19 protein-coding genes are annotated in these 20,830 nt (G+C 56.6%); 9 read left to right on the top strand and 10 right to left on the bottom strand.

The window, feature by feature from the left end; all coding sequences use genetic code 11:
• The first annotated feature begins 145 nt into the window (after positions 1 to 145).
• On the top strand, positions 146 to 427 hold the full coding sequence (locus WMO26_RS10805) for a DUF6809 family protein (protein WP_349220345.1): 282 nt from the start codon (positions 146 to 148) through the stop codon (positions 425 to 427).
• A gap of 119 nt (positions 428 to 546) precedes the next feature.
• Here WMO26_RS10805 and WMO26_RS10800 read toward each other — a convergent pair whose 3' ends face one another.
• The 3 genes from WMO26_RS10800 to WMO26_RS10790 all read right to left on the bottom strand — a co-directional run bounded on the left by WMO26_RS10800 (position 547) and on the right by WMO26_RS10790 (position 4,551).
• Entirely contained in the window at positions 547 to 2,151 is a 1,605-nt protein-coding gene (locus WMO26_RS10800) for a peptidoglycan D,D-transpeptidase FtsI family protein (RefSeq protein WP_349220343.1), read from the bottom strand.
• Between the two features lie 130 nt (positions 2,152 to 2,281).
• Positions 2,282 to 3,844, bottom strand: a complete 1,563-nt coding sequence (locus tag WMO26_RS10795) for a putative ABC exporter domain-containing protein (RefSeq protein WP_349220341.1) — start codon at positions 3,842 to 3,844, stop codon at positions 2,282 to 2,284.
• Complete coding sequence (locus WMO26_RS10790; protein WP_349220340.1) at positions 3,841 to 4,551, bottom strand: ABC transporter ATP-binding protein; 711 nt, start codon at positions 4,549 to 4,551, stop codon at positions 3,841 to 3,843. Before WMO26_RS10790 ends, WMO26_RS10795 begins: the two co-directional genes overlap by 4 nt.
• Positions 4,552 to 4,789: 238 nt before the next feature.
• On the opposite strand from WMO26_RS10790, the gene spoIIP reads away from it, so the two are divergent.
• From spoIIP to WMO26_RS10775, 3 genes are read left to right on the top strand one after another with little or no spacing between them, the layout of a single operon-like run.
• A complete protein-coding gene (gene spoIIP / locus WMO26_RS10785) occupies positions 4,790 to 5,896 on the top strand; it encodes a stage II sporulation protein P (protein WP_349220338.1) in 1,107 nt (368 codons plus the stop codon).
• 6 nt (positions 5,897 to 5,902) lie between these two features.
• Positions 5,903 to 6,205 (top strand): hypothetical protein, encoded by a 303-nt coding sequence (locus tag WMO26_RS10780; protein WP_349220337.1) that lies wholly within the window; start codon positions 5,903 to 5,905, stop codon positions 6,203 to 6,205.
• Between the two features lie 35 nt (positions 6,206 to 6,240).
• Positions 6,241 to 6,906, top strand: coding sequence for a hypothetical protein (locus tag WMO26_RS10775; RefSeq protein ID WP_349220336.1), 666 nt, complete (start codon positions 6,241 to 6,243; stop codon positions 6,904 to 6,906).
• A gap of 145 nt (positions 6,907 to 7,051) precedes the next feature.
• Here the strand turns inward: WMO26_RS10775 and WMO26_RS10770 are convergent, their stop codons facing one another.
• The 3 genes from WMO26_RS10770 to WMO26_RS10760 form a co-directional block, all read right to left on the bottom strand.
• Positions 7,052 to 7,780, bottom strand: a complete 729-nt coding sequence (locus WMO26_RS10770) for a hypothetical protein (RefSeq protein WP_349220334.1) — start codon at positions 7,778 to 7,780, stop codon at positions 7,052 to 7,054.
• Between the two features lie 98 nt (positions 7,781 to 7,878).
• The gene (locus tag WMO26_RS10765) at positions 7,879 to 9,879 is read right to left on the bottom strand and encodes a beta-galactosidase (RefSeq protein WP_349220332.1); all 2,001 of its coding nucleotides are present in this window, start codon (positions 9,877 to 9,879) and stop codon (positions 7,879 to 7,881) included.
• Between the two features lie 205 nt (positions 9,880 to 10,084).
• Positions 10,085 to 11,449 (bottom strand): citrate/2-methylcitrate synthase, encoded by a 1,365-nt coding sequence (locus WMO26_RS10760; RefSeq protein WP_349220331.1) that lies wholly within the window; start codon positions 11,447 to 11,449, stop codon positions 10,085 to 10,087.
• 237 nt (positions 11,450 to 11,686) lie between these two features.
• Between WMO26_RS10760 and WMO26_RS10755 the strand changes: the two genes are divergently transcribed.
• A complete protein-coding gene (locus WMO26_RS10755) occupies positions 11,687 to 12,217 on the top strand; it encodes a hypothetical protein (protein ID WP_349220329.1) in 531 nt (176 codons plus the stop codon).
• A 12-nt stretch (positions 12,218 to 12,229) separates the two neighbouring features.
• Positions 12,230 to 13,174, top strand: coding sequence for an ROK family protein (locus WMO26_RS10750; protein WP_349220327.1), 945 nt, complete (start codon positions 12,230 to 12,232; stop codon positions 13,172 to 13,174).
• A 1-nt stretch (position 13,175) separates the two neighbouring features.
• On the opposite strand, the gene WMO26_RS10745 is transcribed toward WMO26_RS10750, so the two are convergent.
• Genes WMO26_RS10745 through WMO26_RS10735 form a run of 3 tightly spaced genes read right to left on the bottom strand, consistent with a single transcriptional unit; the run spans position 13,176 to position 14,868 of the window.
• Entirely contained in the window at positions 13,176 to 13,646 is a 471-nt protein-coding gene (locus tag WMO26_RS10745) for a hypothetical protein (protein WP_349220325.1), read from the bottom strand.
• Between the two features lie 40 nt (positions 13,647 to 13,686).
• On the bottom strand, positions 13,687 to 14,478 hold the full coding sequence (locus WMO26_RS10740) for a hypothetical protein (protein WP_349220323.1): 792 nt from the start codon (positions 14,476 to 14,478) through the stop codon (positions 13,687 to 13,689).
• 33 nt (positions 14,479 to 14,511) lie between these two features.
• Positions 14,512 to 14,868 (bottom strand): hypothetical protein, encoded by a 357-nt coding sequence (locus WMO26_RS10735; protein ID WP_349220321.1) that lies wholly within the window; start codon positions 14,866 to 14,868, stop codon positions 14,512 to 14,514.
• A gap of 115 nt (positions 14,869 to 14,983) precedes the next feature.
• On the opposite strand from WMO26_RS10735, the gene WMO26_RS10730 reads away from it, so the two are divergent.
• A complete protein-coding gene (locus tag WMO26_RS10730; protein WP_349220319.1) occupies positions 14,984 to 15,460 on the top strand; it encodes a metallophosphoesterase family protein in 477 nt (158 codons plus the stop codon).
• A gap of 9 nt (positions 15,461 to 15,469) precedes the next feature.
• Here the strand turns inward: WMO26_RS10730 and WMO26_RS10725 are convergent, their stop codons facing one another.
• Positions 15,470 to 16,087, bottom strand: a complete 618-nt coding sequence (locus tag WMO26_RS10725) for a CYTH domain-containing protein (RefSeq protein WP_349220317.1) — start codon at positions 16,085 to 16,087, stop codon at positions 15,470 to 15,472.
• Between the two features lie 226 nt (positions 16,088 to 16,313).
• Between WMO26_RS10725 and WMO26_RS10720 the strand changes: the two genes are divergently transcribed.
• Both WMO26_RS10720 and carB read left to right on the top strand, forming a co-directional pair.
• Complete coding sequence (locus WMO26_RS10720; RefSeq protein WP_349220315.1) at positions 16,314 to 17,396, top strand: carbamoyl phosphate synthase small subunit; 1,083 nt, start codon at positions 16,314 to 16,316, stop codon at positions 17,394 to 17,396.
• On the top strand, positions 17,389 to 20,586 hold the full coding sequence (carB, locus tag WMO26_RS10715) for a carbamoyl-phosphate synthase large subunit (protein ID WP_349220313.1): 3,198 nt from the start codon (positions 17,389 to 17,391) through the stop codon (positions 20,584 to 20,586). The genes WMO26_RS10720 and carB overlap by 8 nt, the downstream gene beginning before the upstream one ends.
• Positions 20,587 to 20,830: the final 244 nt, after the last annotated feature.

The raw sequence follows: 20,830 nt of genomic DNA, 5'->3' as shown, positions 1-20,830 counted from the left end.
AAGGCATGTTTAAATAAGACGGTGGCCTATCTTCTCAACCATCCCTTATTCCTGAGAATAGGTATCCTAAAAAGGATATTTGCGTTATTTTATTCTATCCAATTCGAATATATAATCATTTTACAAGCTTAAACGAGGTGATACTATGACGAATACAATTGAACAGCTTTGGAACGGAACCCTTGAACCTGTTCGGTATTTAGGGAAAAACAATCCGGAAATAAAGCAGCTTGAAATTTTACTACAACGTAACCTTAAAAATCTTGAAGAAAACCTTAATGAAAAGCTAGAAGGACTTTTACAAAAATATAACGACTGTATCAATGAATATCTTGCCCTGACCAATGAACAGGCTTTTTACGAGGGTTTCTGCCTTGGAACAAAAATTACGGTGGAATCGCTGACCGGCGCAGAACAAATCCTATAAAGTCCAGTTTTCCCTGCGATATTTCTTTTGTTTTGTATATAAACGCGATGGCTAAAACGCTTTTTTAGAATTGCTACCGAGGAGTTATAGGAAAATAGCCCATGAATCTGGGCGCCGCTTTATTCCACCTTCACATGGTCGGCGATGTATTTGAAGGCGGGGTTGGTGGTCTTGCTGCCCTGGATGGTGTCCTCCGCCAGCACCGCCACCGCGTACCGGGGGTTTTCATAGGGGAAATACCCTACGAACCAGGACTGGTTGACCGGATTCCCTTCTTTGTTATACATACCGGTCTGAGCGGTGGCGGTCTTGCCGCCGGCGCCCCCATTGTCCGGCATGGCGGTGGTGGCGGTGCCGTAGGAAAGGGGGGCGGCCATCATTTTCTGCAGGGTGCGGGCAATGTCCGGGCTCAATGCCTGCACCCCGTCCATCTTGGCCACCTGGGTTTCCTCCCCGTTTTCATCGAGGAAGCACTCTACTAGGGAAGGGGTGGTGAGGATCCCGTCGGAGGCGATGCAGTTGACCAGAGACGCCATCTGCATAGGCGTGGCCAGCAGGTCCCCCTGGCCGAAGGCGAAGTTCGCCACCGCCGCCGGGGAAGCGAGCACGTTTTCCTCGGGCAGAACCCCCTCGGGAGTGGCTACGCCGGTGCACAGCTGCAAAGAGGACCCAAACCCCAGCCGCTTGGCCATAGACAAAATCGGCTCATACCCAAGCTCTCTTGCTAAGGAGATAAAATAGGTGTTGCAGGACTTGGCCAGTGCTCCTTCCATAGTCAAATTGCCGTGGGTATTGTTGTTGTAGCAGTGAAAGACGACTCCCGCCACGTCCACGCTGCCGGTGCATTCGTGCTCCCACTCGATGGGGTATCCCGCTTCCAGGGCAGCGGCGGCCGTCACCAGCTTGAAGGAGGACCCCACGTTATAATTTTGCAGGGCCCGGTTTACAAGAGGGGCGTCCTCCGATTCCATGGCCGCCGCCAGCGTGTCCATGGTAAAGGAGGGCGTGCTCACGCTGGCCCGCACTTTTCCGGTGGGAATCTCCAGCACCACGATGGCTCCGCTTGGAATGTACTCGTCCGCCGCCTTTTGGGCGATGCTCTGAATATCCTTGTCCAAGGTGAGGACAATGCCTTTTTTCAGCTCCGTCTGGGTATTTTGCACCTTAGGGGAAATGCCGGACAGGGGCCGGCCCAGGGCATTGACCGAGTAGACAACCTTTCTCGCCGGCAGCGCGCCGGTCAGAAAGCTGTCGTAGGCCTTTTCCAGGCCGCTCAGGCCCTTCTCCTGGGTGTTGTCGGTGTAGCCCAGCAGATGGTTCACCGTCTGCCCGTCGCTATACCGGGTGTAGGCGGGAAAGAGGATCAGCCCCGGGGCGGATACGGAGGTGGGGAGCTTGAGGAGAAAAGGCTTTCCTTCTCCCATGCGTTCCAGAACCTGGTCCATCTCTTCTCCATCGAGCACGGTGGAAAGAGCGGTGGCCGCCTCCGGTTCGGGGCTGACGGCGGCCAGGTATCCGTCCTGCCCGCCCACAAGCGGCTCGCCGTTGCAGTCGTAAAAAATGCCACGGCTGCCCGGCACCTGCAAGGACAGGGTGGAATTCTGCTGGGCCGCCTGGGCAAACTGGGTGCCGGACGACACGGTAAAGACCCGCAGCAGCAGCACCATAAAAAAGACGGCGGTGACCGCATACAGGGTCACCACCCGTTTGTGTAGTCTGGACATGAAACCGCCTCCCGCCAATGAAACTCATATCGTTAGTATGCTTCCGTCTAGGAGGGGTTTATGCAGGCCAAGCGCAAAAAAACCGCGAAACAGGAAGGACCGGGATATTTCCCGGCCCTTTTTTGTCTGCTTATTTGTTGTTGAGCTCCGCGTAATTGAGAATGTCCCGGCACAGGTAGAAAATAAGAACAGACACCGCCAGGTTCCACACGGCCATTGCCGCAAAGGCCAGCGCAGTGGAGGACAGGAAAATGCCGACGATAACGCCCACAACCACGCCCGGTGCCGCCAGCACTACTAGAATGAGGAAATAGAGGAACAAAATCAGCGTCTTGCTGGTCAGCGTTCCCAAAATCCGCTCAATCAGGATATTTCCCGCCATAAAGAGCACGCCGAAGCCGATGCGGGCGAAAATACAAGCAGCAATCTCCAGCGGTTTTGCCTGCAAAATAAGCCCGGCCGGGAGAAACACCAGCACCGCCTCCACGCAGATTTTCAGGAAGGTTTCCCGGCAGATGGCCAGAAGCTTTTGAAAGGCCCCGGCCGGTACCAGATAGACGTAAGGCAAAGTAAGCTCCCGCAGCCACCGGCCCATGGACACGGAAAAAATCTGCATGTAGGTGGCAAAGGCAAAGACGGATACCAAGCCCCCGTCGCGCATAAAGAAGGAAAAGAACAGGATAACCCCCACAAACACCAGCGACGTGGTGTCCAGCAAAAACACCCGCGCCCGACGGTTTTCCACCTTGTGCTTATAGTAAAAGGCGGACGCGCCTGAGCCGCCCCCGATGCCTACGGGCCCGGTCTTGACGTTCTTTGGCACCGTTTCGCGCAGCTGGCCTTCCTTTTTGGAGGTGATGGCGGAGAAGGAGACCTCGGTGGCCTTGAGCACGTCTTCATAAAAGTCGGCGTGCATCCTGGTGACCAGCACAAGCATCAGCAGGACAAACAACACCGTCGCCCCGGCTCCCGCCGCTACTAAGATCCAGTTCCCCGCTAAAACGCCGGTTACCGCCGCCGTCAGCCAGCCGAAGACCGGGATAAAGTTCACCCACGGGGCCGTGGCTGACGCCACCGCGCTGCCCAGCAGGTCTTGGGTGTTTTCCAAGAGGGGCACCGCCACCGCCGCGATGAGCACTAGGTACACGCCGCGCATGGTGTATTTGATCAGGCGCTTGCGCCCTTCGTCGGCGCTCGTGAAGGAATAGATGGTCATGGCCGTTAGCTGGGAGCAAAAGGTCACCGCGCCGTATCCCAGCAGAATAGCGAGCATGGCTCCAATTGAAATGCCGTAGGTATTATAAAGCCAGCCATACTGAAAAACCAAGAAAAAGCCCAGAAGCAGGGAGGTTTGCAGCTGGCGGACCAGCCCGTACACCAGAATCTTTTTCTGGGAGATGGGGCAGGAGAACAAGAGGTTTACGTCCGCCATGGAATAAAAGGACGCGCCAGAGGAAAACCCGTTGTTCGAACCTAGAAAGAACATATACCCGTAGAGCACCAGCACCATGGCCGCCAGCTCCTTCGGGTCCCTGCGTTCATTGGTAGGCAAAGGGGCCGCCAGGGAGGATACCACCATCATCCCGATGAGCAGGACGAAGAAAAGCACCATCACCAGCTTTGCCGGATGCTTGACGAGTTCCTTGATGGAGTTTTTCACAGTCGTAAAGAAGAGATACCGTAATCCTTTCATTGTGCGGCGCCCTTTCCTTCGGTAATGTCGAAGAACAGCTCCTCGAGCGTCTTTTCCCCTTCCTGGCCGGGGCGGTTAAACTTGGTAGCCGCAAAAGAACCGTTCATCATAATATGGGCCACGTCCCAGTAATCCTCCACGCTGTCGAGCATGTGCGTGCTGATGAGGACCGATGCCCCCGCCTGCTTGAGCTCCACAAAAATGTCCTTGAGCTCCTTGATGGCATGGGGGTCCAGCCCCACCAGCGGCTCGTCAAAAATGGCGACTTTGGGCCTGTGCAAAAGGGCGCAGCAGATGCTGACCTTTTGCTGCATCCCCTTGGAAAGCTCCTTGCCCAGCTTCTCTTTTTTGTCGGTAAGCTCAAAGCGGGAAAGAAGCTCGTCGGCGTACCCTTCCCAATCGGTAAGTTGGTAGGCCCGGGCGATGAATTCCAGATGCTCGCCCACCGTCAAAAGATCGTATACCGCCGGCATTTCCGGAATGTATCCCAGTAAGGCCTTTGCCTGAAGGCTTTTGTTGGGATAACCGCACAGGTCGATTTCCCCTTCAAAGCGCAAAAGCCCCGCGATACATTTGATAATGGTGGATTTTCCCGCCCCGTTGGGACCCAAAAGCACCGCGATTTCGCCGTCCTTGACGTCAAAGCTAATGGAGTCGTTGGCCACGACCTTGCCGTAGCGCTTGGTTACGCCTCGTACCTGAAACATCGTGCTCTCCTTTGCTGTTTACAAAAATTTTTGCATAGAGTCAGCATCAGTATAGGGGAAAGCGGCCCTGTTTGCAAGGCTCGAAGAAATTTTGTGCCGAAAAAGAAGAGGCATACCTGCTTTTCTCTCCGCATAGCATAAAACAGGTGCGGGGGTTCCCTCGCCCAACGTCCAAATTCAGCCGGTGGACCAAATTGCACATCCCCGCCCACGGCAGCGGAGAAAAGGCAAGAAGACGATGGAAAAGCACAAAAGACCCAAAAAACTGAAAAAAAAGGCGGTCTCTACCGTGGCGGCCGTTTTGTCTCTTTTGATTTTATGCGCCGTGGTACCCTCCTTGGGCTCGGTGGCAGACCAGCTGTCTATCCTATCGGCCGCCTTTTTGCTGCCCGAAGGCTCCGGCGCCTTGTTCGAATCCCGGGCGTCCTCCAAGCAGCCGCCGGACGCCGCACCCCAGACGTCCAGCGCCAGCAGCGCCACGCCTGCCCAGACGCCTGCTCAGTCAAGCGCCCAATCTTCGTCTCAGAGCAGTGAAATTCCCGCGCCCGATGAGGTGCCACAGGAAAACAGAGGCCCCATCAGCGAAGAATTTTTTGAGAATTCCGGCGATAATTACGGCAGCGTTTGGATAAAGAATTCAACCGGGCGCACAATAGATATCAAGAACATCCTGGAGACCAAGCCCACTGTGGATATGTCCACCGAAGGGCCCAAGGTGCTCATTGTGCATACCCATACCACCGAAAGCTATGAGTTAGCCGACCGCGGCTATTACGATACCACCGTCACCGCCCGGCGCACGGATTTAAACCTCAACATGGTCCGGATTGGAAACGAAATCCAAAAACAGCTGGAAGACGCGGGCATCGGCGTCATCCACGATACGGAAATCCACGACTACCCCGCCTACAACGGCGCCTATAACCGGTCCGGCGCGGTGGTCACCGCCATGCTCGAGCAATATCCCTCCATCCAGGTAGTACTGGACGTCCACCGGGACGCCATCACCCGTTCGGACGGCACCAAGGTCAAGCCTACCGCCGTCATCAACGGCAAAAAGGCCGCCCAGGTGATGATCATTTCCGGCTGCGAGTACGACAACGGCGTTTCCTACCCCAACTGGGAGCAGAACCTCCGTCTTGCCGCCCGCGTGCAGCAGAGCATGGCCGATTCCTACCCCGGTCTTGCCCGTCCCCTCAACTTCAAAAACGCCTGCTATAACCAGAATTTAAGCCCCGGCTCCATTCTGCTCGAATTCGGTACCGACGCCAATACCTTGGAGGAAGCGGTCTATTCGGGAGAGCTCGTGGGCAAATGCCTGGCCCAGACCTTGAAAGGACTCTAAATCAATATGAAGGATGTAAAAAGAAAGGAATATTCTCCCGTTAAGCGAACCCTCTTTGTCTGTGTGGTTACCTTTACTCTGCTGAGCGCCGCGGCCTTAATCGTCGTCGGCATTGCAGTGGTGGACGAACGCACCGCCTATACCATCACCGGAGAAGCCGACCGCACCACCCCGCCGACAGTACGCGAGGATGGAAGCATCGCGGGCAAATACTTAGGCCGTCCATATGAAATTTCCCTTCCGAAGATGAAGCCTTTCCAGCTTTGCCTCCCGGATTCGACGAGATTCCTATTTCAGTGTGGAATATAATGGAAAACACATTTCAAAGAAGGGGAAGGAAACAGATGAAGGAACGTGAAAAGCTAGGATTGTCTCTCTTTTTGTCCGTCCTGGGGGCGGTGGCGGTCGGTGGGGGCGCCGGATACGCGCTGGCGGTTCTCGAACAGCACGGCTTTAACCTGACGGGTCCCGGCCTGTGGCGGCTGCCAGCCTTTGCCGGACTGCTCACGGCAGCGGCCATTTTGGTGACCCTTATCTATGAAGGAGGAAGGCTGCTTATGGGAAAGCTTTCCGGCTTAGAGCTGCTTCTGTTTCACATCGGCCCATTTTGCTGGCACAGGGATGGGGGGCATATCGTCTTCGGCTTTGAGCGCAGCTGCCTGTTTACCATTCACTGCGAGATGACCCTGAAACCGGAAGAAACGGATCTGGTGGATGAGAATGCCAGCCTTGCTTCCTATTATTCCGGCGGCATGATGACTACGTCCCTGTTCTTTACCTCCCTGGTGCTGGCGGGTGTGCTGTGGTTCCCCACCGGCGTCTTCGGATGGGACGCGCTGCTTTGCAGTACCATTGCCATGGCGGGATACCGGCTGGTAAACGCTCTGATTCCGGTGCGGCGGTCTGACGGGCAGATGGTGTTGCGCCTCCTGCGCCGCAAGGAAACAAAATCCGCCTGGACGCCCCCGCCGGAACCGGCGGCAAAGCAGGAGGCATCTTCCCAGGTGTGACACAAGCGGCCCGGTTCTCCACAACAGGAGAACGAGCCGCTTTCTTTTAGATATAGCTTTCCATCGGCGCGAAGGAAAGAAAACCCCATGATGCACGGATTTCTCCGATGCACCACGGGGTTTGTTGAAGAAAAAAGCTTTGCCGTTACTGGGAGACCGCGCTGGAAGAAGAATACGACTGCGTCACCCAAGGCATATCCGGGTTGTTGGCGGCGTAGTACTGGTAGAAACTAGTGTCCAGCTTCCATACCCCGTCCACCAGGTACATATTGATGCGGTTAGAGGGGAACGGCATATCCTCGTTGGAGTCAAAATAGAAGTAATCCGGCCCCCGATAGGTAAACTCAATCGTCGCCGAGGTATCGGTATATTCAAGAATAGTGACTTCTTGCACATCCACATAGGCCGGGAATTTGATAATGTCCTCATCGTCTAACACATATAGACTTTTGTCGTCCCCTTTGAGCCGGGGCTTTTCCGCATTTGGAAAGGACAAAAAGAAATTAGCAGACTCGTCGTTTGCGTAAATTTCATTCATCTTCTCCTTAACGGAGGCAAAGGACGGGAAAGTGTTGGAGAGAACCTGCGTGTAATTTTCCGCGTCCGTCTCCTCATCCAGGTATTCTCCATCCTCTACGTAACCGTTGAAAAACAGATCTATAACAGCCGCATCTTCGCTTAATAGCTCAATGGCGGTTTTGGTCAGCTGCTGAGCGGCTTCATCCACCGAAGACTCCGGAAAGGAGGGCGTCACGATGGACAAGTCGTCCGGCTTGGAATAGCGGTATTGATCGGAGGGATCGCCTTCGCAGGCGGTGAGCGTCAGGCAGGCCAGACCTGCAACAAGCAGAAGGGCCAAAATATTTCGCATCATTTTTCTTCCCCTTTTTGAACGTTTTCACTATATATCTTACTCGAAAAACGGCGGCCTGTCCACGTCTTCACCAAAAATTCATAAAATGTTCCAATTTTTTACGTCAGGACTCCAATTCCATACCCCTCCAGGGTCAGCGTTTGTGCTGCTGGCAGGCCGGACAAAAGTTCCTTGGAGAAGCCGGACACCGGCACGGATACCGGATCCTTCCCGTGGTTGAGGAGGAAAAGGACCTTCTGTCCATCCGGGCATTCCCAGGAGACTGCCTCCACTTCCTTTGGCAGGTCCGAAACGGGCGGGGTGATTCCCGCGTCTTTGAGCACGTCGCCAAGCAGCAACTCCATAGCGTCCGCACCCAGGTCGCAGCCCACGTACCAAGCCTTGCCCTTGCCAAAGGCGTTGACGGTGACGGCGGGCGCCCCCTCGCAATAATCGCCCCCGTAAACGGCATAAGGTTTCGCCGTGTCCGGTTCAAGCAGGTCGCACCAGATGGAAGCTTCGCTCTTGCCGAAGGGCCCCTTCACCGGAATGGGGTCTCCGTAAAGGATGGAATTGAACTCCGAGACGGTCACGCCGGTAATTTCCCGGAACAGACCCGGCAGGGTCCGCTCCGTCATCTGGTTATTCCATTCCCGCGCACCCGACCGGAAAGAGAGTACCACATGCCCGCCCCGGCTCACATAGTCCCTGAGCTTTTTGGCCATGGGAGGGGTTACGAGCTGGAAGGCGGGGAGAATGACCAGCTTATAGCGGGACAAATCGTCGTCAATGGAGCACACGTCGCAGGACACGCCGTTTTGCATCAGCCCTTCGTAATAGGAGCGCAGAAGGGCGTTGTAGTCGAATTTGGGGTTATGGGGCTGAAATTGATGGGAGAAAGCGTTGTCATAGCTTTTGATGAGCGCCGCCTCGCTGACCGGGCCGCCCCCCGCCAGCATTTCGTCGATACGCGTCAGCTCCTTGGCCGTCTGTCCGATTTCCCGGTACCGCCGGCGGGGAACCCCGTCGTGGTCGAGAATGCCGTACCAGTACTGCTCGGTGCCGAACAGACAGGCCCGCCAGCGGAAATACACAATCGCCTGGGCTCCGTGGGCGTACGCCTGCCACGACCACAGCCGCAGCTGCCCCGGCCTTGGAGTGTCGCCCATCACCGACCAGCCTGCCGGGCCGCTCTGCTGCTCCATGACCCAGAACTTTTTCTGCTTGAGCCCCCGCATGGTCTCGTGAGCCAGAGCCGCATCCCCATAGGAGGATTGCTGCCATTGATGGCAAAGATAATTGTCCCAGGAGACGAAATCCACGCCCTTTGCCAGTTTAAAGTAGTCTAGATGGTCGTAATTGCCCATAAAGTTGTGAGTGACCGGCTGGGAGCAGCCGGCCTCTTTTAAGGCCTTCACCTGCAGGTCCAAAAAGGCGGCCACGTTGTCGGTACGGCAGCGCATATAGTCGAGCAGCAGCCCCGGATTGTGGCAGAAGTTGCGTGTGCTTTCCCCGTCGCACTGGGCGTAGCCGGGCACAATCACCTCGTCAAAGGACCGATAGGTCTGGCTCCAGAACACCGTTCCCCATGCCCGGTTGAGTTCCTCCACCGTGGCGTACTTGCTCTTGAGCCATCGGCGGAATTCCCGCTGGCAGTGCCCGCAGAAGCAGACCTCGTCGTTGTGGCAGCCGAACTCGTTGTCGATCTGCCAGCCGACCACCGCCGGATGCGCCCGGTAGTGGGCGCCTAAGGCTGCGGCAATGCGGCGGGCCGCCTTCTGGTAATCGGGGCTGTTGAAGCAGTAATGCCGCCTGGAGCCGAAGCCTCTTATACGGCCGTAGCCGTCCACGCTGTACATGCCTTCGTATTTGTCCATCAGCCACTTGGGCGGAGCGGCGGTGGGAGTGCCCAGAATCGCAGAGATGCCGTGGGCGGACAGGACGTTAAGCGCTTCGTCCAGCCAGGAGAAGTCGTAGTTCCCCTCCTCCGGTTCCAGCTTCGACCAGGAAAATTCTGCTAATCGCACCACGGTGAGCCCCATTTCTTCCATCATGGCCGCGTCCGTCTCCCAGCGGGAGACGGACCAGTGTTCAGGATAATAGTCTGCGCCGATGATCATACTGCTTGCATCCTTTCGTATCTGATGATGGTTCACACCGGATCCGGCGTGAACGTGCCGCAATGGTTCTTCAAAGGAAAGTCCTGACTTGGGATTGTCCAAAAAAGAAGACCACATAGGAGCGGCGGACCGTTTTTTTTGGATCGCTTTCGCCTCAAAACAAATCCCCGTCCCCAGGAAAGGGAGGCGGGGGCGAAAACCGTAATTACCGCTCGTCAATGGGAATGTAAGGCCGGCCCTTGGCCACATTTTTGTAAGCGGGACGGATGATCTTCCCGGCGTTGATGAGCTCCTCAATGCGGTGGGCGCTCCAACCGGCGATGCGGGCGATGGCGAAGATGGGAGTGAACAGCTCCTTTGGAAGGTCGAGCATACTGTACACAAACCCGCTGTAAAAGTCAATGTTGGCGCTCACGCCCTTGTAGATCTTGCGCTCCCGGGAGATAACCTGAGGAGCCAGGCGCTCCACCATGGAGTAAAGCTCGAACTCCTTGGTGCGGCCCTTCTCCTCCGACAGGCTCTTGACGAACTTTTTAAAGATGTTCGCCCTGGGGTCGGACAGGGAATAGACCGCGTGGCCCATGCCGTAGATGAGCCCCGCCTTGTCAAAGGCTTCCTTATGCAAAAGCGCCACCAGGTACCGTTCGATTTCCTCTTCGTCGGTCCAGTCTTTGAGCTTCTCCTTCATGTCCTCGAACATCTGCACCACCTTGATGTTGGCCCCGCCGTGCTTGGGCCCCTTGAGAGAACCGATGGCCGCCGCGATGACCGAATAAGTATCGGTGCCGGAGGAGGATACCACATGGGTGGTGAAGGTGGAGTTGTTGCCGCCGCCGTGCTCGGCGTGAAGTACCAGCGCCACGTCCAGAATCTTCGCCTCCAGCTCGGTGTACTTGCTGTCCGGGCGCAGGGTATGTAAAATGTTCTCCGCCGTGGAAAGCTCAGGCTGGGGGGCGTGAATAAAGAGGCTGTTGCCGTCGTGGTAATGGCTGTAGGCCTGGTAGCCGTAAACCGCCAGCATGGGGAACAGGGCAATGAGCTGCAGAGACTGACGCAGTACGTTGGGAATGGAGATGTCGTTGGCGTTGTCGTCATAAGAATAAAGGGTCAGCACGCTGCGGGCCAGGGTATTCATCATATCCGAGCTGGGCGCTTTTAAGATGATGTCGCGCACAAAGCTGGTGGGCAGGGTGCGGTAGTTTGCCAGCATCTTCTTGAACGCATCAAGCTGCTCGTGATTGGGCAGATCGCCGAAGAGCAGCAGATAAGTGACTTCTTCAAACCCGAACCGTTTTTCCCGGATAAAGCCGCCCACAATTTCGTCAATGTCCACCCCGCGGTAGAAAAGCTTTCCCTCACAGGGGATCATTTCGCTGTCCACAATGGTGTAAGAACGGACCTCGGAAATTTCCGTAAGACCTGCCAGCACACCCTTGCCGTTGATGTCGCGCAGGCCGCGCTTAACCTCGTATTTGGTATAAAGCTCGGGATTAATGGAGCCATTTTCCTTGCAAAGCTCCGCCAAAGCCTGGATTTCAGGCGTAATCTCGGTAAATCTGTTTTTTTCCATTCCATACACTCCTTCACACATACGCTTCACCGATGAGAAACCGCAATCGGCAATACGTAAAATTTAACTACAATCATACTCTATTTTTCATTATATCTGACAAGAAAGGGAAAAGCAATTGATATTAGTATAATTCACAGTTTCGTAAAAAATTGTCGTGCGGCCCCGGGCAAACTTCCCGTTGTCAGAAAAGGAAGGGTCTGCTATCATGAAAATAGAGAAAAGGAGGGCGATGGTATGACGGGTTGTCCCATCCCAGCTGAGAAAGCGGCGCCGGTTTTTTACCGCCGGGCCTACCGCCTTTTCGGCGGCAGAACTCCCATCCCGGCCGACTGCGGCCGGCTTTGTTCATCAAAATGCTGTCAGGGCGGGGAAGAGGACGGAATGATCCTGTTCCCATTTGAGGAATTGGCTCTTGCCCGGGCCGATTTTCTCACCATCACAAAGCAGCGTATGGGAACCCAGCGGGTGGCATTCGCCGTCTGTCCGGGCCATTGTGACCGGGCGCTTCGGCCCTTGTCCTGCCGTCTCTATCCTTTCGCCCCCATGTTGGAAAAAGGCCGGGTGCGCATCGTCCCAGACCCTAGGGCCGCCTACTTCTGCCCGCTACTTCAAAAGGAGGCGGGGCCCTATCTGGACAAGGCTTTTCCCTCCGCCGCCGCCCGGGCGGTGGAAAGTCTGCGCGCCCTGCCCGGATTTGACGCATTTTTGATGGACTACGGCCATATGCTAAAGGAATACGCAGCCTTTACCGGAGAAATCCTATAAGGAGATATTCTAATGAAGTATACTATTGGTATTGATCTTGGCGGCACCAATATTGCAGCCGGCCTAGTGGACGAGGAAAACCGCCTGCTTGCGAAGACCTCCGTTCCCACCCATGCCCAAAGGCCCTGGCGGGAAATCGGGAAGGACATGGCGGCGCTGGCGAAAGCCCTCCTTCATCAGGAAGGGATCGACGATTCGCAGGTGACCTCCATCGGTGTGGGAAGCCCGGGAACACCGGACAGCAAGCAGGGCGTCGTCCTCTTTTCCGGGAACCTGGGCTGGGACCGGGTGCCTGTGGCAAAGGAACTGTCCCGCCTTACGGGCAAGCCCGTTTTCTTGGCCAACGACGCCAACTGCGCCGCTTTGGCGGAAGGAAAGGTCGGGGCGGGGAAGGGCTTGTCCTCCCTGGTACTCGTCACCTTCGGCACCGGCATCGGCGCGGGCATCCTGCTGAATGGACGCATCTATGAAGGCTTCAACTTCGGCGCCGGCGAGTTCGGCCATATGGTGATTTGCAGCGGCGAAGAGCCATGCACCTGCGGACGAAGGGGCTGCTGGGAGGCCTACGCTTCCATGACGGCGCTGGTGCGCCAGGCAAAAAGAACGGCCCGGGAACATCCGCGAAGCGTCTTGTCCCGCCTGGCGCACAGCGGCGAGGGGCTAAACGGCCGCAACGTGTTTGAGGCAGCCAAGGGCGGGGATGCCGCCGCCAAAGGGGTGGTGGACCGGTTTTTGCAGTATGTATCCGACGGCGTAGTCAACGTCATCAATATTTTGCAGCCCCAGGCGGTGCTCATCGGCGGGGCCCTTGCAAACGAAGGGGAATATGTGCTTTCGCCGGTACGAAAGACAGCCGAGAGGGATGCCTTCTGCCGCAACAACGTGCTCCCGCGCATTTGCTGCGCAGCTTTGGGAAACGACGCGGGCATTCTCGGCGCGGCCCTTTTGGGCCGCTAACCTAAAGCATGGTGTAAACCACCGCTAAAATCAGCATCCGGTCCGCCCCTTCCGACATCAGAAGGAGGACCATTCCCAGCAAAAGCAGCCGATCGCCGTCCATCCCCAAGCCTTTGAGAATGCCGCCGATGTCCAGCGGCGTGACCCCGTTTTGGTGAGCTGGCGTCCCGCCCCGGCGGGAGCTGCTTTGTGGAAAGGGACGCGGGTGCGGCTTTTCCTTAGGCGCGTGATGCTGCTGGGCATGCTTGAGGGGCTGGGGAATGGAATAGCGGGTGGGGCCTCTCCTGCCGTTTTCCGGCGGCCCCGGGGAATGGGACTCTTCCCGCTGCGAGGGCGGCGCCGGTCCCGGCCCCACAACGTGTTCTTGGCCTTTTTCCAGGGTGCGCCGCGCCCGTTCCTGCATTTCACGGACCCGGCGCACGGCGTCCTGCTGCATGCGAAGCATCTCTTCGCGGGATTCCATCGGGCTCATCGGCCCACCTCCTGCCTATCCGATTTATCATGAGAGCCGGTCAGCGCGGACTTGGGAAAATGCCCTGTTCCTGAAGCAGGGGAAGCAGGCGGGAAAGCCGGAGCAACTGCGCCGCTTCGTCGAGCTTTTTTTGCCGCTCGGGTCTGAGATGGGGGCGCAGGGCGCCCAGCAAACGGGTACGGTCGTCATCTTGGCCCATGGACGCGAGCAAGGGCGCCAGTTTCAGGAGCATTTCCGGCTTGATAAGGCTGTTTGCCCCGCCCGTACCTCCTCCCGACTGACCCAGAAGTCCCATCAGAGAGGAGAGATCCGGTCCGCCTCCTTGGCCTTTTCCCTGGCCTAGAGAGCCAAGCAGCGCGGACAGGTCCGGCATGGAAGAGCCGCTTTCCTGTCCTGTGCCCCCTCCTTTCGAGAGCGCGCCCAACAGGGCAGACAGGTCCGGCCCGCCCTGGTCCGACTGGCTGGAGGATTGCCCTCCCCCCTTAGAAAGGGCGCCGAGTAGCGCGGACAGGTCCGGTCCGCCTTGGTTGGACTGGCTGGAGGACTGGCCTTGTCCCTGGGAAAGAGAGCTCAAAAGGGAGGAAAGGTCGAAGCCGTTGTTTCCCCCCTGGCTTTTGTTTTGGCTGCTCTGTTGGGCGCCGGTCTGCTGAGATGGCCCCGGACTTGCGTGGTGGGCGGGCTGGGAGGAACGGTTTTGTCCTCGGGAGGAGTTCCCTTTGCCGGTGCCGGCTGCGTCCGGCTCTTCGTCCAACAGGTCGGCAAGGCTCCGGATGACCTCCCTCCCTTGCGGCGTGGAGAGGATACGGTTGAGCTTTTCGGTACGATCGTCCATATGGAGCCCCCTTCTGCGTGATACAAAATGGCGTTACTTTCCTCCCATGAACCGCTTGAGAAGCATCTGGGCCTGGGGAGTGGAAAGCAGTTTCTGCGCGGCGGCCGGGTCGTTTAGGATGCTTTCCACCTTCTGGGCCTGCTGGGGCGACATGTTTTTGAGCATCGACTTGACCTCGCCGTTTTGCAAAGCCTGTTTGAGCCGGTCCGGGCTTTGTCCCAGCCGCTGGCTGGCGGCGTTTAACAGCTCCTGCTCCTTGTCGGCGGAAATATTGGGGGTCAAACGGTCCGCGCCGTTGACCTGGGAATTGGCGTTCTGGGCGCGGCCGGTGGAGGCTTGCCGGTTTTGATTGGCTGGATTGTTGGACGGATTATGAAAACGGTTGTTCATGCCATCACCTCATAGTATAATGTATGCATAGCCCTGCCTCCCTATGCTATGCGGGAAAAGCGGGGTGTGACACGAAAACGTTTCCGCTTTTGTAAAACGAAAGGAGGCGCTTATCATGCGGATTTTGGTTCTTTCCGACTCTCACCGGGATTCCTTTTCCCTCAAGGAAGCCATCGACGCCCAGCCGGGGGCGAAAACCGTCTTCTTTCTGGGAGACGGCCTTGCCGAGCTGGATGCACTCATTCCCCAGTATCCAGGCAAAACCTTCTTTTCTGTCCGCGGCAACTGCGACTGGGGGAGCGCCGCCCGGGAAATCGGTTTGGTTACGGTGGACCAAACGTCTATATTCTATACCCATGGACATAACTATCATGTAAAATACTCATTGTATGATTTGAAGTCCGCCGCCCGGACTGCCGGCGCCCGGGTTCTCCTCTATGGGCACACCCATGAGCCTATGCAGTCTTACGAAGAAGGCCTGTATATCGTAAATCCCGGCACCGTGTCAGGGTCCCGCACAGGCAAGCGTACCTACGGGATTCTCGACCTGACACCGGCCGGGGTCGTCACCAATATTGTGGAGCTTCGCTAAGGGAAGAGACTATTCCCCCAGCAGCGCCAGGCACCTGGCGTATTTGGACCGGTTTTCGGGGGCCAGGTCGTATTCCTTGCAGAAAAACTCACCCATTTTTTTCAGGTATTCCTCGCTTCCCGAACAAAGTTCCAGTTCCAGCTCCCAGATTTCCTCCGTTTTTCCGCCTGCGCTTAGAAATCCGTCGTCCACGCACAGCTCGATCACCGCTTCGGGGCTGGTGATGTTGGAGGTGCGGCGGATAAACTGGGTGCGGCAGCGTTCCTCAAAAGGACCGTTTCCCATGGCGGCCAGGATTTCCTTGAGGGTCTGTGTCGGGTCGGTGGAGAACACCTCGTTCGTGAGGAAGCGGGAGGGAACCGGAGCGGCGTCAGGCTGGACAATGTTCCATTCCAGCCGCCGGTGGATGCCGTCCTTGGCGCCTCCCTGAGCTTTGATGGTGGCGATGTAGCGTTCCCCTTCCCTGCGTACCCGGTAGGAGATTCGTTCCCGGTGTAGCCGGCGGTCGGGGGTATCGTAATAAATGGCCATCATATTACGCGAAACCATACTGGACAGGCGTTTGCGGGAGAGGAGGCGGTCGTACCCCTCCTTGGTTGTAAATCGTAGTTTCAGTTCCGTTTCCATATGTTTCCTCCTCGTGCTGCTTTTCATTTCAAGTATAATTATACATCAAGATTTGGCAGGCTCAACAAAAAATAATTTTAATCAAATGGGTATTGCGTACGACAGATAAGGATGATATAATACTGAAAGTTTAAGCATTTTTCCTTTTTCGCAGGGAAAAATGGACAACAGAATGGTCGACCGAAGCAAAAGCAGGCTGTGAATCACGAAGGGAAAGGTGAGACTTTTGAAGAAAGCTTTCCTGCTATTGGAGGATGGGCATTTATTTACCGGGCAGAGCATCGGCTCTGAAAAGGAAGTCGTCTGTGAAGTGGTATTCAACACTTCCATGACGGGGTATCTTGAATTGTTGACGGATCCTTCTTATGCCGGACAAGGCGTGGTCATGACGTATCCCTTAATTGGCAATTATGGTGTTTGCCTTAAGGACGAGGAGTCAAGACGACCCTGGGTTTCGGCTTTTATTTTGCGCGAACTGTCCCGTACGGAAAGCAATTTCCGCTGCGAGGAAAGCCTCAACCAGTACCTCAAAGACAATGACATCACCGGCATCCACGGCATCGACACCCGCGCGCTGGTCAAAATCCTGCGGGAAAGCGGCACCATGAACGGTATGGTCACCACTGAGGAGATCACCGATCTGGACGCGGCTTTGGAGAAAATCCGGGCCTACCGCCACAAAGACCTAGTACAAAAAACCACCTGCAAGAATATTGAAATATTCGGAAAAGGGAATCGCTGGAAGGTAGCGTTGCTGGACTTGGGCGCCAAACAAAACATCGTGCGCTGTCTGGTGGAGCGGGACTGCGAGGTTACGGTTTACCCCGCGACCACCAAAGCCGAAACCATTCTTGACACGAAGCCCGACGGCGTCATGCTCTCAAACGGCCCCGGCGACCCCAAGGACTGCGGCCCCATCATCGACCAGGTGCGTATCCTGCTTGACTCGGATGTGCCTACCTTTGCCATCTGCCTGGGCCACCAGCTGACGGCTCTGGCTATGGGGGCGGATACCTGCAAGCTCGCCTATGGCCACCGGGGGGTCAACCATCCGGTGCGGGATACCAAGTCCGGACGCAGCTACATCTCCTCTCAAAACCACGGCTACTGCGTCATGGGAGAAACCCTGCCCGAAGGGGTGGAGGTGGCGTTTGAAAACGTCAATGACGGCACGGTGGAGGGCATGCGGTTCCCCGGCCGGCCGATTTATACGGTACAGTTCCATCCGGAGGCCTCTCCCGGGCCGAAGGACACCGCCTTTTTATTCGATCATTTTATCGACATGATGGGAGGAGAGCAGCATGCCTAAAAATCCGAACATAAAGAAGGTTATGGTTCTGGGCTCGGGCCCGATCATCATCGGTCAGGCGGCGGAGTTTGACTATGCGGGCACCCAGGCTTGCCGGGCGCTCAAGGAAGAGGGCATCGAGGTAGTGCTTGTTAACTCCAACCCCGCCACCATCATGACCGATAAGGACATTGCCGACCGGGTGTACATCGAGCCCTTAAACGCCGCTACCGTGGCGAAGATCATCAAAAAAGAAAGGCCCGATTCCATTCTGCCCACTCTGGGCGGCCAGAATGCGCTCAACATCGCCATGGAGCTTCAGGAAAAAGGCTTTCTGGAAGAGGAAGGCGTCACCATGCTGGGCACCTCCTCGGAAGCCATCCGCAATGCGGAGGACCGCCAGGCGTTCAAGGATACGCTCGACCGCATCGGCGAGCCTTACGCCACCAGCAAGGTGGTGCACGATCTGGAATCGGCCATTGCGTTTACCGAGAGCATCGGCTACCCGGTGGTGATCCGCCCGGCTTATACCTTGGGCGGCACCGGCGGCGGCATTGCTCACGATTATGAGGAGCTGGTGGCCATCACCACCAACGGTCTGCGCCTGAGCCGGGTGCACGAGGTGCTGGTGGAACGGTATATCGGCGGCTGGAAGGAAATCGAATACGAGGTCATGCGAGACAGCAAGGGCAACGTGGTCACCATTTGTAACATGGAGAACATCGACCCGGTAGGCGTACACACCGGCGACTCCATCGTGGTCGCTCCCTCCCAGACCCTGGCGGACAAAGAGCACCAGATGCTGCGCACCTCTGCTTTGAACATCATTTCGGAGCTGAAAATCGAGGGCGGGTGCAACGTGCAGTTCGCCCTGCACCCCGATTCCTTTGAATATTGCGTCATCGAAGTCAATCCCCGCGTCAGCCGCTCGTCGGCGCTGGCGTCCAAGGCCACCGGCTATCCCATCGCCAAGGTGGCGGCCAAGGTGGCGCTGGGCTACGGCCTCGACGAAATCAAAAACGCCATCACCGGCAAGACCTGCGCCTGCTTCGAGCCTATGCTCGACTACTGCGTGGTCAAGATCCCCAAATGGCCCTTTGATAAGTTCGTCACCGCCAAGCGCACCCTGGGCACCCAGATGAAGGCCACCGGCGAGGTCATGGGCATCGCCCCCTCCTTTGAAGGGGCGATGATGAAGTCCATCCGTTCGCTGGAGCAGCACACTACCTGTCTCAAGCTTAAGATGCTCGAATCCTTGAGCGACGAGGACATTGAGCAGCGGCTTCACAACATCGACGACCGGCGCATCTTCGTCATCGCCGAGGCCATGCGCCGCGGCGTCACCAAGGAGCAGATTCACGCCATTACGAAGATTGACCTGTGGTTTTTGGACCGGATTCTGTCTTTGGTGGAGATGGAAGCGGAGCTTAAGAAGAACGGCACCGCCCCGGCGGTCATCGAACGGGCCAAGTACTTAGGGTTTATCGACAAGGACATCGCCGCCTTCGCGGGCGTAACGGAAAAGGATATCAAGCGCATCCGCATGGAGACCGGCATCGTCCCCGGATATAAGATGGTGGATACCTGCGCGGCGGAGTTCGCCGCTGCGACTCCCTACTATTACTCGAGCTATTGCAGCGAGAACGAGGTGGACACCGCATCCGACAAGAAGAAGGTGCTGGTTTTGGGCTCCGGCCCCATCCGCATCGGCCAGGGCATCGAGTTTGACTATTGCTCGGTTCACTGCGTCTGGGCCCTCAAAAAGCTGGGCTTTGAAACCATCATCGTCAACAACAATCCCGAAACCGTTTCCACCGACTTCGACATTTCCGATAAGCTTTATTTTGAACCCCTCACTCCCGAGGACGTGCAGAACATCGTGGAGCTGGAAAAGCCCTACGGCGCGGTGGTCCAGTTCGGCGGCCAGACGGCCATCAATTTAAGCCAGGCCCTGCGGGAAATGGGCGTGCCGATTCTCGGCACCTCTGCCGAGGACGTGGACGCGGCGGAAGACCGCAAGAAGTTCGACGCGATTTTGGAGCAGTGTGAAATCCCCCGTCCGGCGGGAACTACCGTGTTCACCACCGCCGAGGCGCTCAGTGCCGCCAACAAGCTCGGCTACCCCGTGCTGGTGCGTCCCTCCTACGTGCTGGGCGGCCAAGGTATGCAGATCGCCTTTTCGGACGACGACATCGTCCAGTTCATGGCTATCATCAACCTGACGGTGCAGGAGCACCCGATTCTGGTGGACAAGTACCTGATGGGCAAGGAACTGGAAGTGGACGCCGTTTGCGACGGCAACGACATCCTCATCCCCGGCATCATGGAGCACCTGGAGCGGGCCGGTGTGCACTCGGGCGACTCGATTTCCGTTTATCCGCCCCAGTCCATCGCCCAGAAGCACCAGGATACCATTGTGGAATACACCCGCCGGCTTGCGAAAGCCCTTCACGTCAAGGGCCTTGTGAACATCCAGTTCATCATCTATGAGGACGAGGTTTACGTCATCGAGGTCAATCCCCGTTCTTCCCGGACGGTGCCTTATATCAGCAAAATCACCGGGGTCAACATTGTGGACCTGGCTACCACCGTCATCTTCGGCAAGACCATCCCCGAATGCGGCTATTCCTACGGCCTGGTGCAGCCGAAGAACCATGTAGCGGTCAAGCTGCCGGTCTTCTCCTTTGAGAAGCTCTACGGAGCGGAAATCAGCCTTGGTCCGGAAATGAAGTCCACCGGCGAGGTGCTGGGCCTGGCGTCCTCTTTCCCGGAGGCCATGATGAAAGCGTTCATCGGCGGCGGGTACGACCTGCCCAAGACCAAGAAGCTCATCGCCACGGTGAAGAACGCGGACAAGCCGGAAATCGTGGACATAGCCCGCCGTTTTGTCAAGCTCGGCTATGAGGTTTATTCCACCGGCGGCACCTGCGATTATCTCAATGCCCATGGTGTCCAGACCCACCGCCTCCATAAGATCGAGGAAGGCACGCCCAACATTCTCGATATGATCCTAAGTGGAGAGGTGGACCTGGTGGTCAACACTCCCACCAACATCCGCAAGGAGAACCGGGACGGCTTCTTAATCCGCCGCAACGCGGTGGAAACGGGTACGCCCTGCATCACCTCCCTGGATACGGCGACGGCTCTCCTGATGAGCCTGGAACAGGCGGACAAGGAAGATCTGTCGGTGATCGACATTGCGAAAATTTGAGGCTGCCCGGCAAAGCGGGCGTTCTATGGCTGTGCCGGCAGACGCCGGCACAGCTGTTTTTATGCGTGATGAAGCCCCTTTCCCAATGGTGGGGACGTTTTCGGATAACTTCCGAGGGAGGACAAGGGCGTCGGTTTGTATGTTCTCTTTTAATCCCTATCTGCGCCTTTTTGAATTTAAGACAGGTGTATGTCTCGTGTTTCCCGTAAATTTTTCATTATTTTTTGATCTTTCCGCTTTACAA

The organism is Solibaculum intestinale (assembly GCF_040096205.1).
GTDB classification, from domain to species: Bacteria; Bacillota; Clostridia; order Oscillospirales; family Acutalibacteraceae; genus Solibaculum_A; species Solibaculum_A intestinale.
Note: the sequence above shows the minus strand (reverse complement) of the source record. Positions and strands in the feature narration are given on the sequence as shown.

Excerpts from the sequence above, each read along its gene's own strand:
- WMO26_RS10795 (WP_349220341.1), bottom strand. The coding sequence starts at position 3,844 with ATGAAAGGATTACGGTATCTCTTCTTTACGACTGTGAAAAACTCCATC.
- WMO26_RS10750 (WP_349220327.1), top strand. The coding sequence starts at position 12,230 with ATGAAGTATACTATTGGTATTGATCTTGGCGGCACCAATATTGCAGCC.
- WMO26_RS10755 (WP_349220329.1), top strand. The coding sequence starts at position 11,687 with ATGACGGGTTGTCCCATCCCAGCTGAGAAAGCGGCGCCGGTTTTTTAC.
- WMO26_RS10790 (WP_349220340.1), bottom strand. The coding sequence starts at position 4,551 with ATGTTTCAGGTACGAGGCGTAACCAAGCGCTACGGCAAGGTCGTGGCC.
- WMO26_RS10780 (WP_349220337.1), top strand. The coding sequence starts at position 5,903 with ATGAAGGATGTAAAAAGAAAGGAATATTCTCCCGTTAAGCGAACCCTC.
- spoIIP (WP_349220338.1), top strand. The coding sequence starts at position 4,790 with ATGGAAAAGCACAAAAGACCCAAAAAACTGAAAAAAAAGGCGGTCTCT.
- WMO26_RS10760 (WP_349220331.1), bottom strand. The coding sequence starts at position 11,449 with ATGGAAAAAAACAGATTTACCGAGATTACGCCTGAAATCCAGGCTTTG.
- WMO26_RS10740 (WP_349220323.1), bottom strand. The coding sequence starts at position 14,478 with ATGGACGATCGTACCGAAAAGCTCAACCGTATCCTCTCCACGCCGCAA.
- WMO26_RS10735 (WP_349220321.1), bottom strand. The coding sequence starts at position 14,868 with ATGAACAACCGTTTTCATAATCCGTCCAACAATCCAGCCAATCAAAAC.
- WMO26_RS10730 (WP_349220319.1), top strand. The coding sequence starts at position 14,984 with ATGCGGATTTTGGTTCTTTCCGACTCTCACCGGGATTCCTTTTCCCTC.
- WMO26_RS10800 (WP_349220343.1), bottom strand. The coding sequence starts at position 2,151 with ATGTCCAGACTACACAAACGGGTGGTGACCCTGTATGCGGTCACCGCC.
- WMO26_RS10765 (WP_349220332.1), bottom strand. The coding sequence starts at position 9,879 with ATGATCATCGGCGCAGACTATTATCCTGAACACTGGTCCGTCTCCCGC.
- WMO26_RS10805 (WP_349220345.1), top strand. The coding sequence starts at position 146 with ATGACGAATACAATTGAACAGCTTTGGAACGGAACCCTTGAACCTGTT.
- WMO26_RS10775 (WP_349220336.1), top strand. The coding sequence starts at position 6,241 with ATGAAGGAACGTGAAAAGCTAGGATTGTCTCTCTTTTTGTCCGTCCTG.
- WMO26_RS10770 (WP_349220334.1), bottom strand. The coding sequence starts at position 7,780 with ATGATGCGAAATATTTTGGCCCTTCTGCTTGTTGCAGGTCTGGCCTGC.
- WMO26_RS10745 (WP_349220325.1), bottom strand. The coding sequence starts at position 13,646 with ATGAGCCCGATGGAATCCCGCGAAGAGATGCTTCGCATGCAGCAGGAC.
- WMO26_RS10725 (WP_349220317.1), bottom strand. The coding sequence starts at position 16,087 with ATGGAAACGGAACTGAAACTACGATTTACAACCAAGGAGGGGTACGAC.
- carB (WP_349220313.1), top strand. The coding sequence starts at position 17,389 with ATGCCTAAAAATCCGAACATAAAGAAGGTTATGGTTCTGGGCTCGGGC.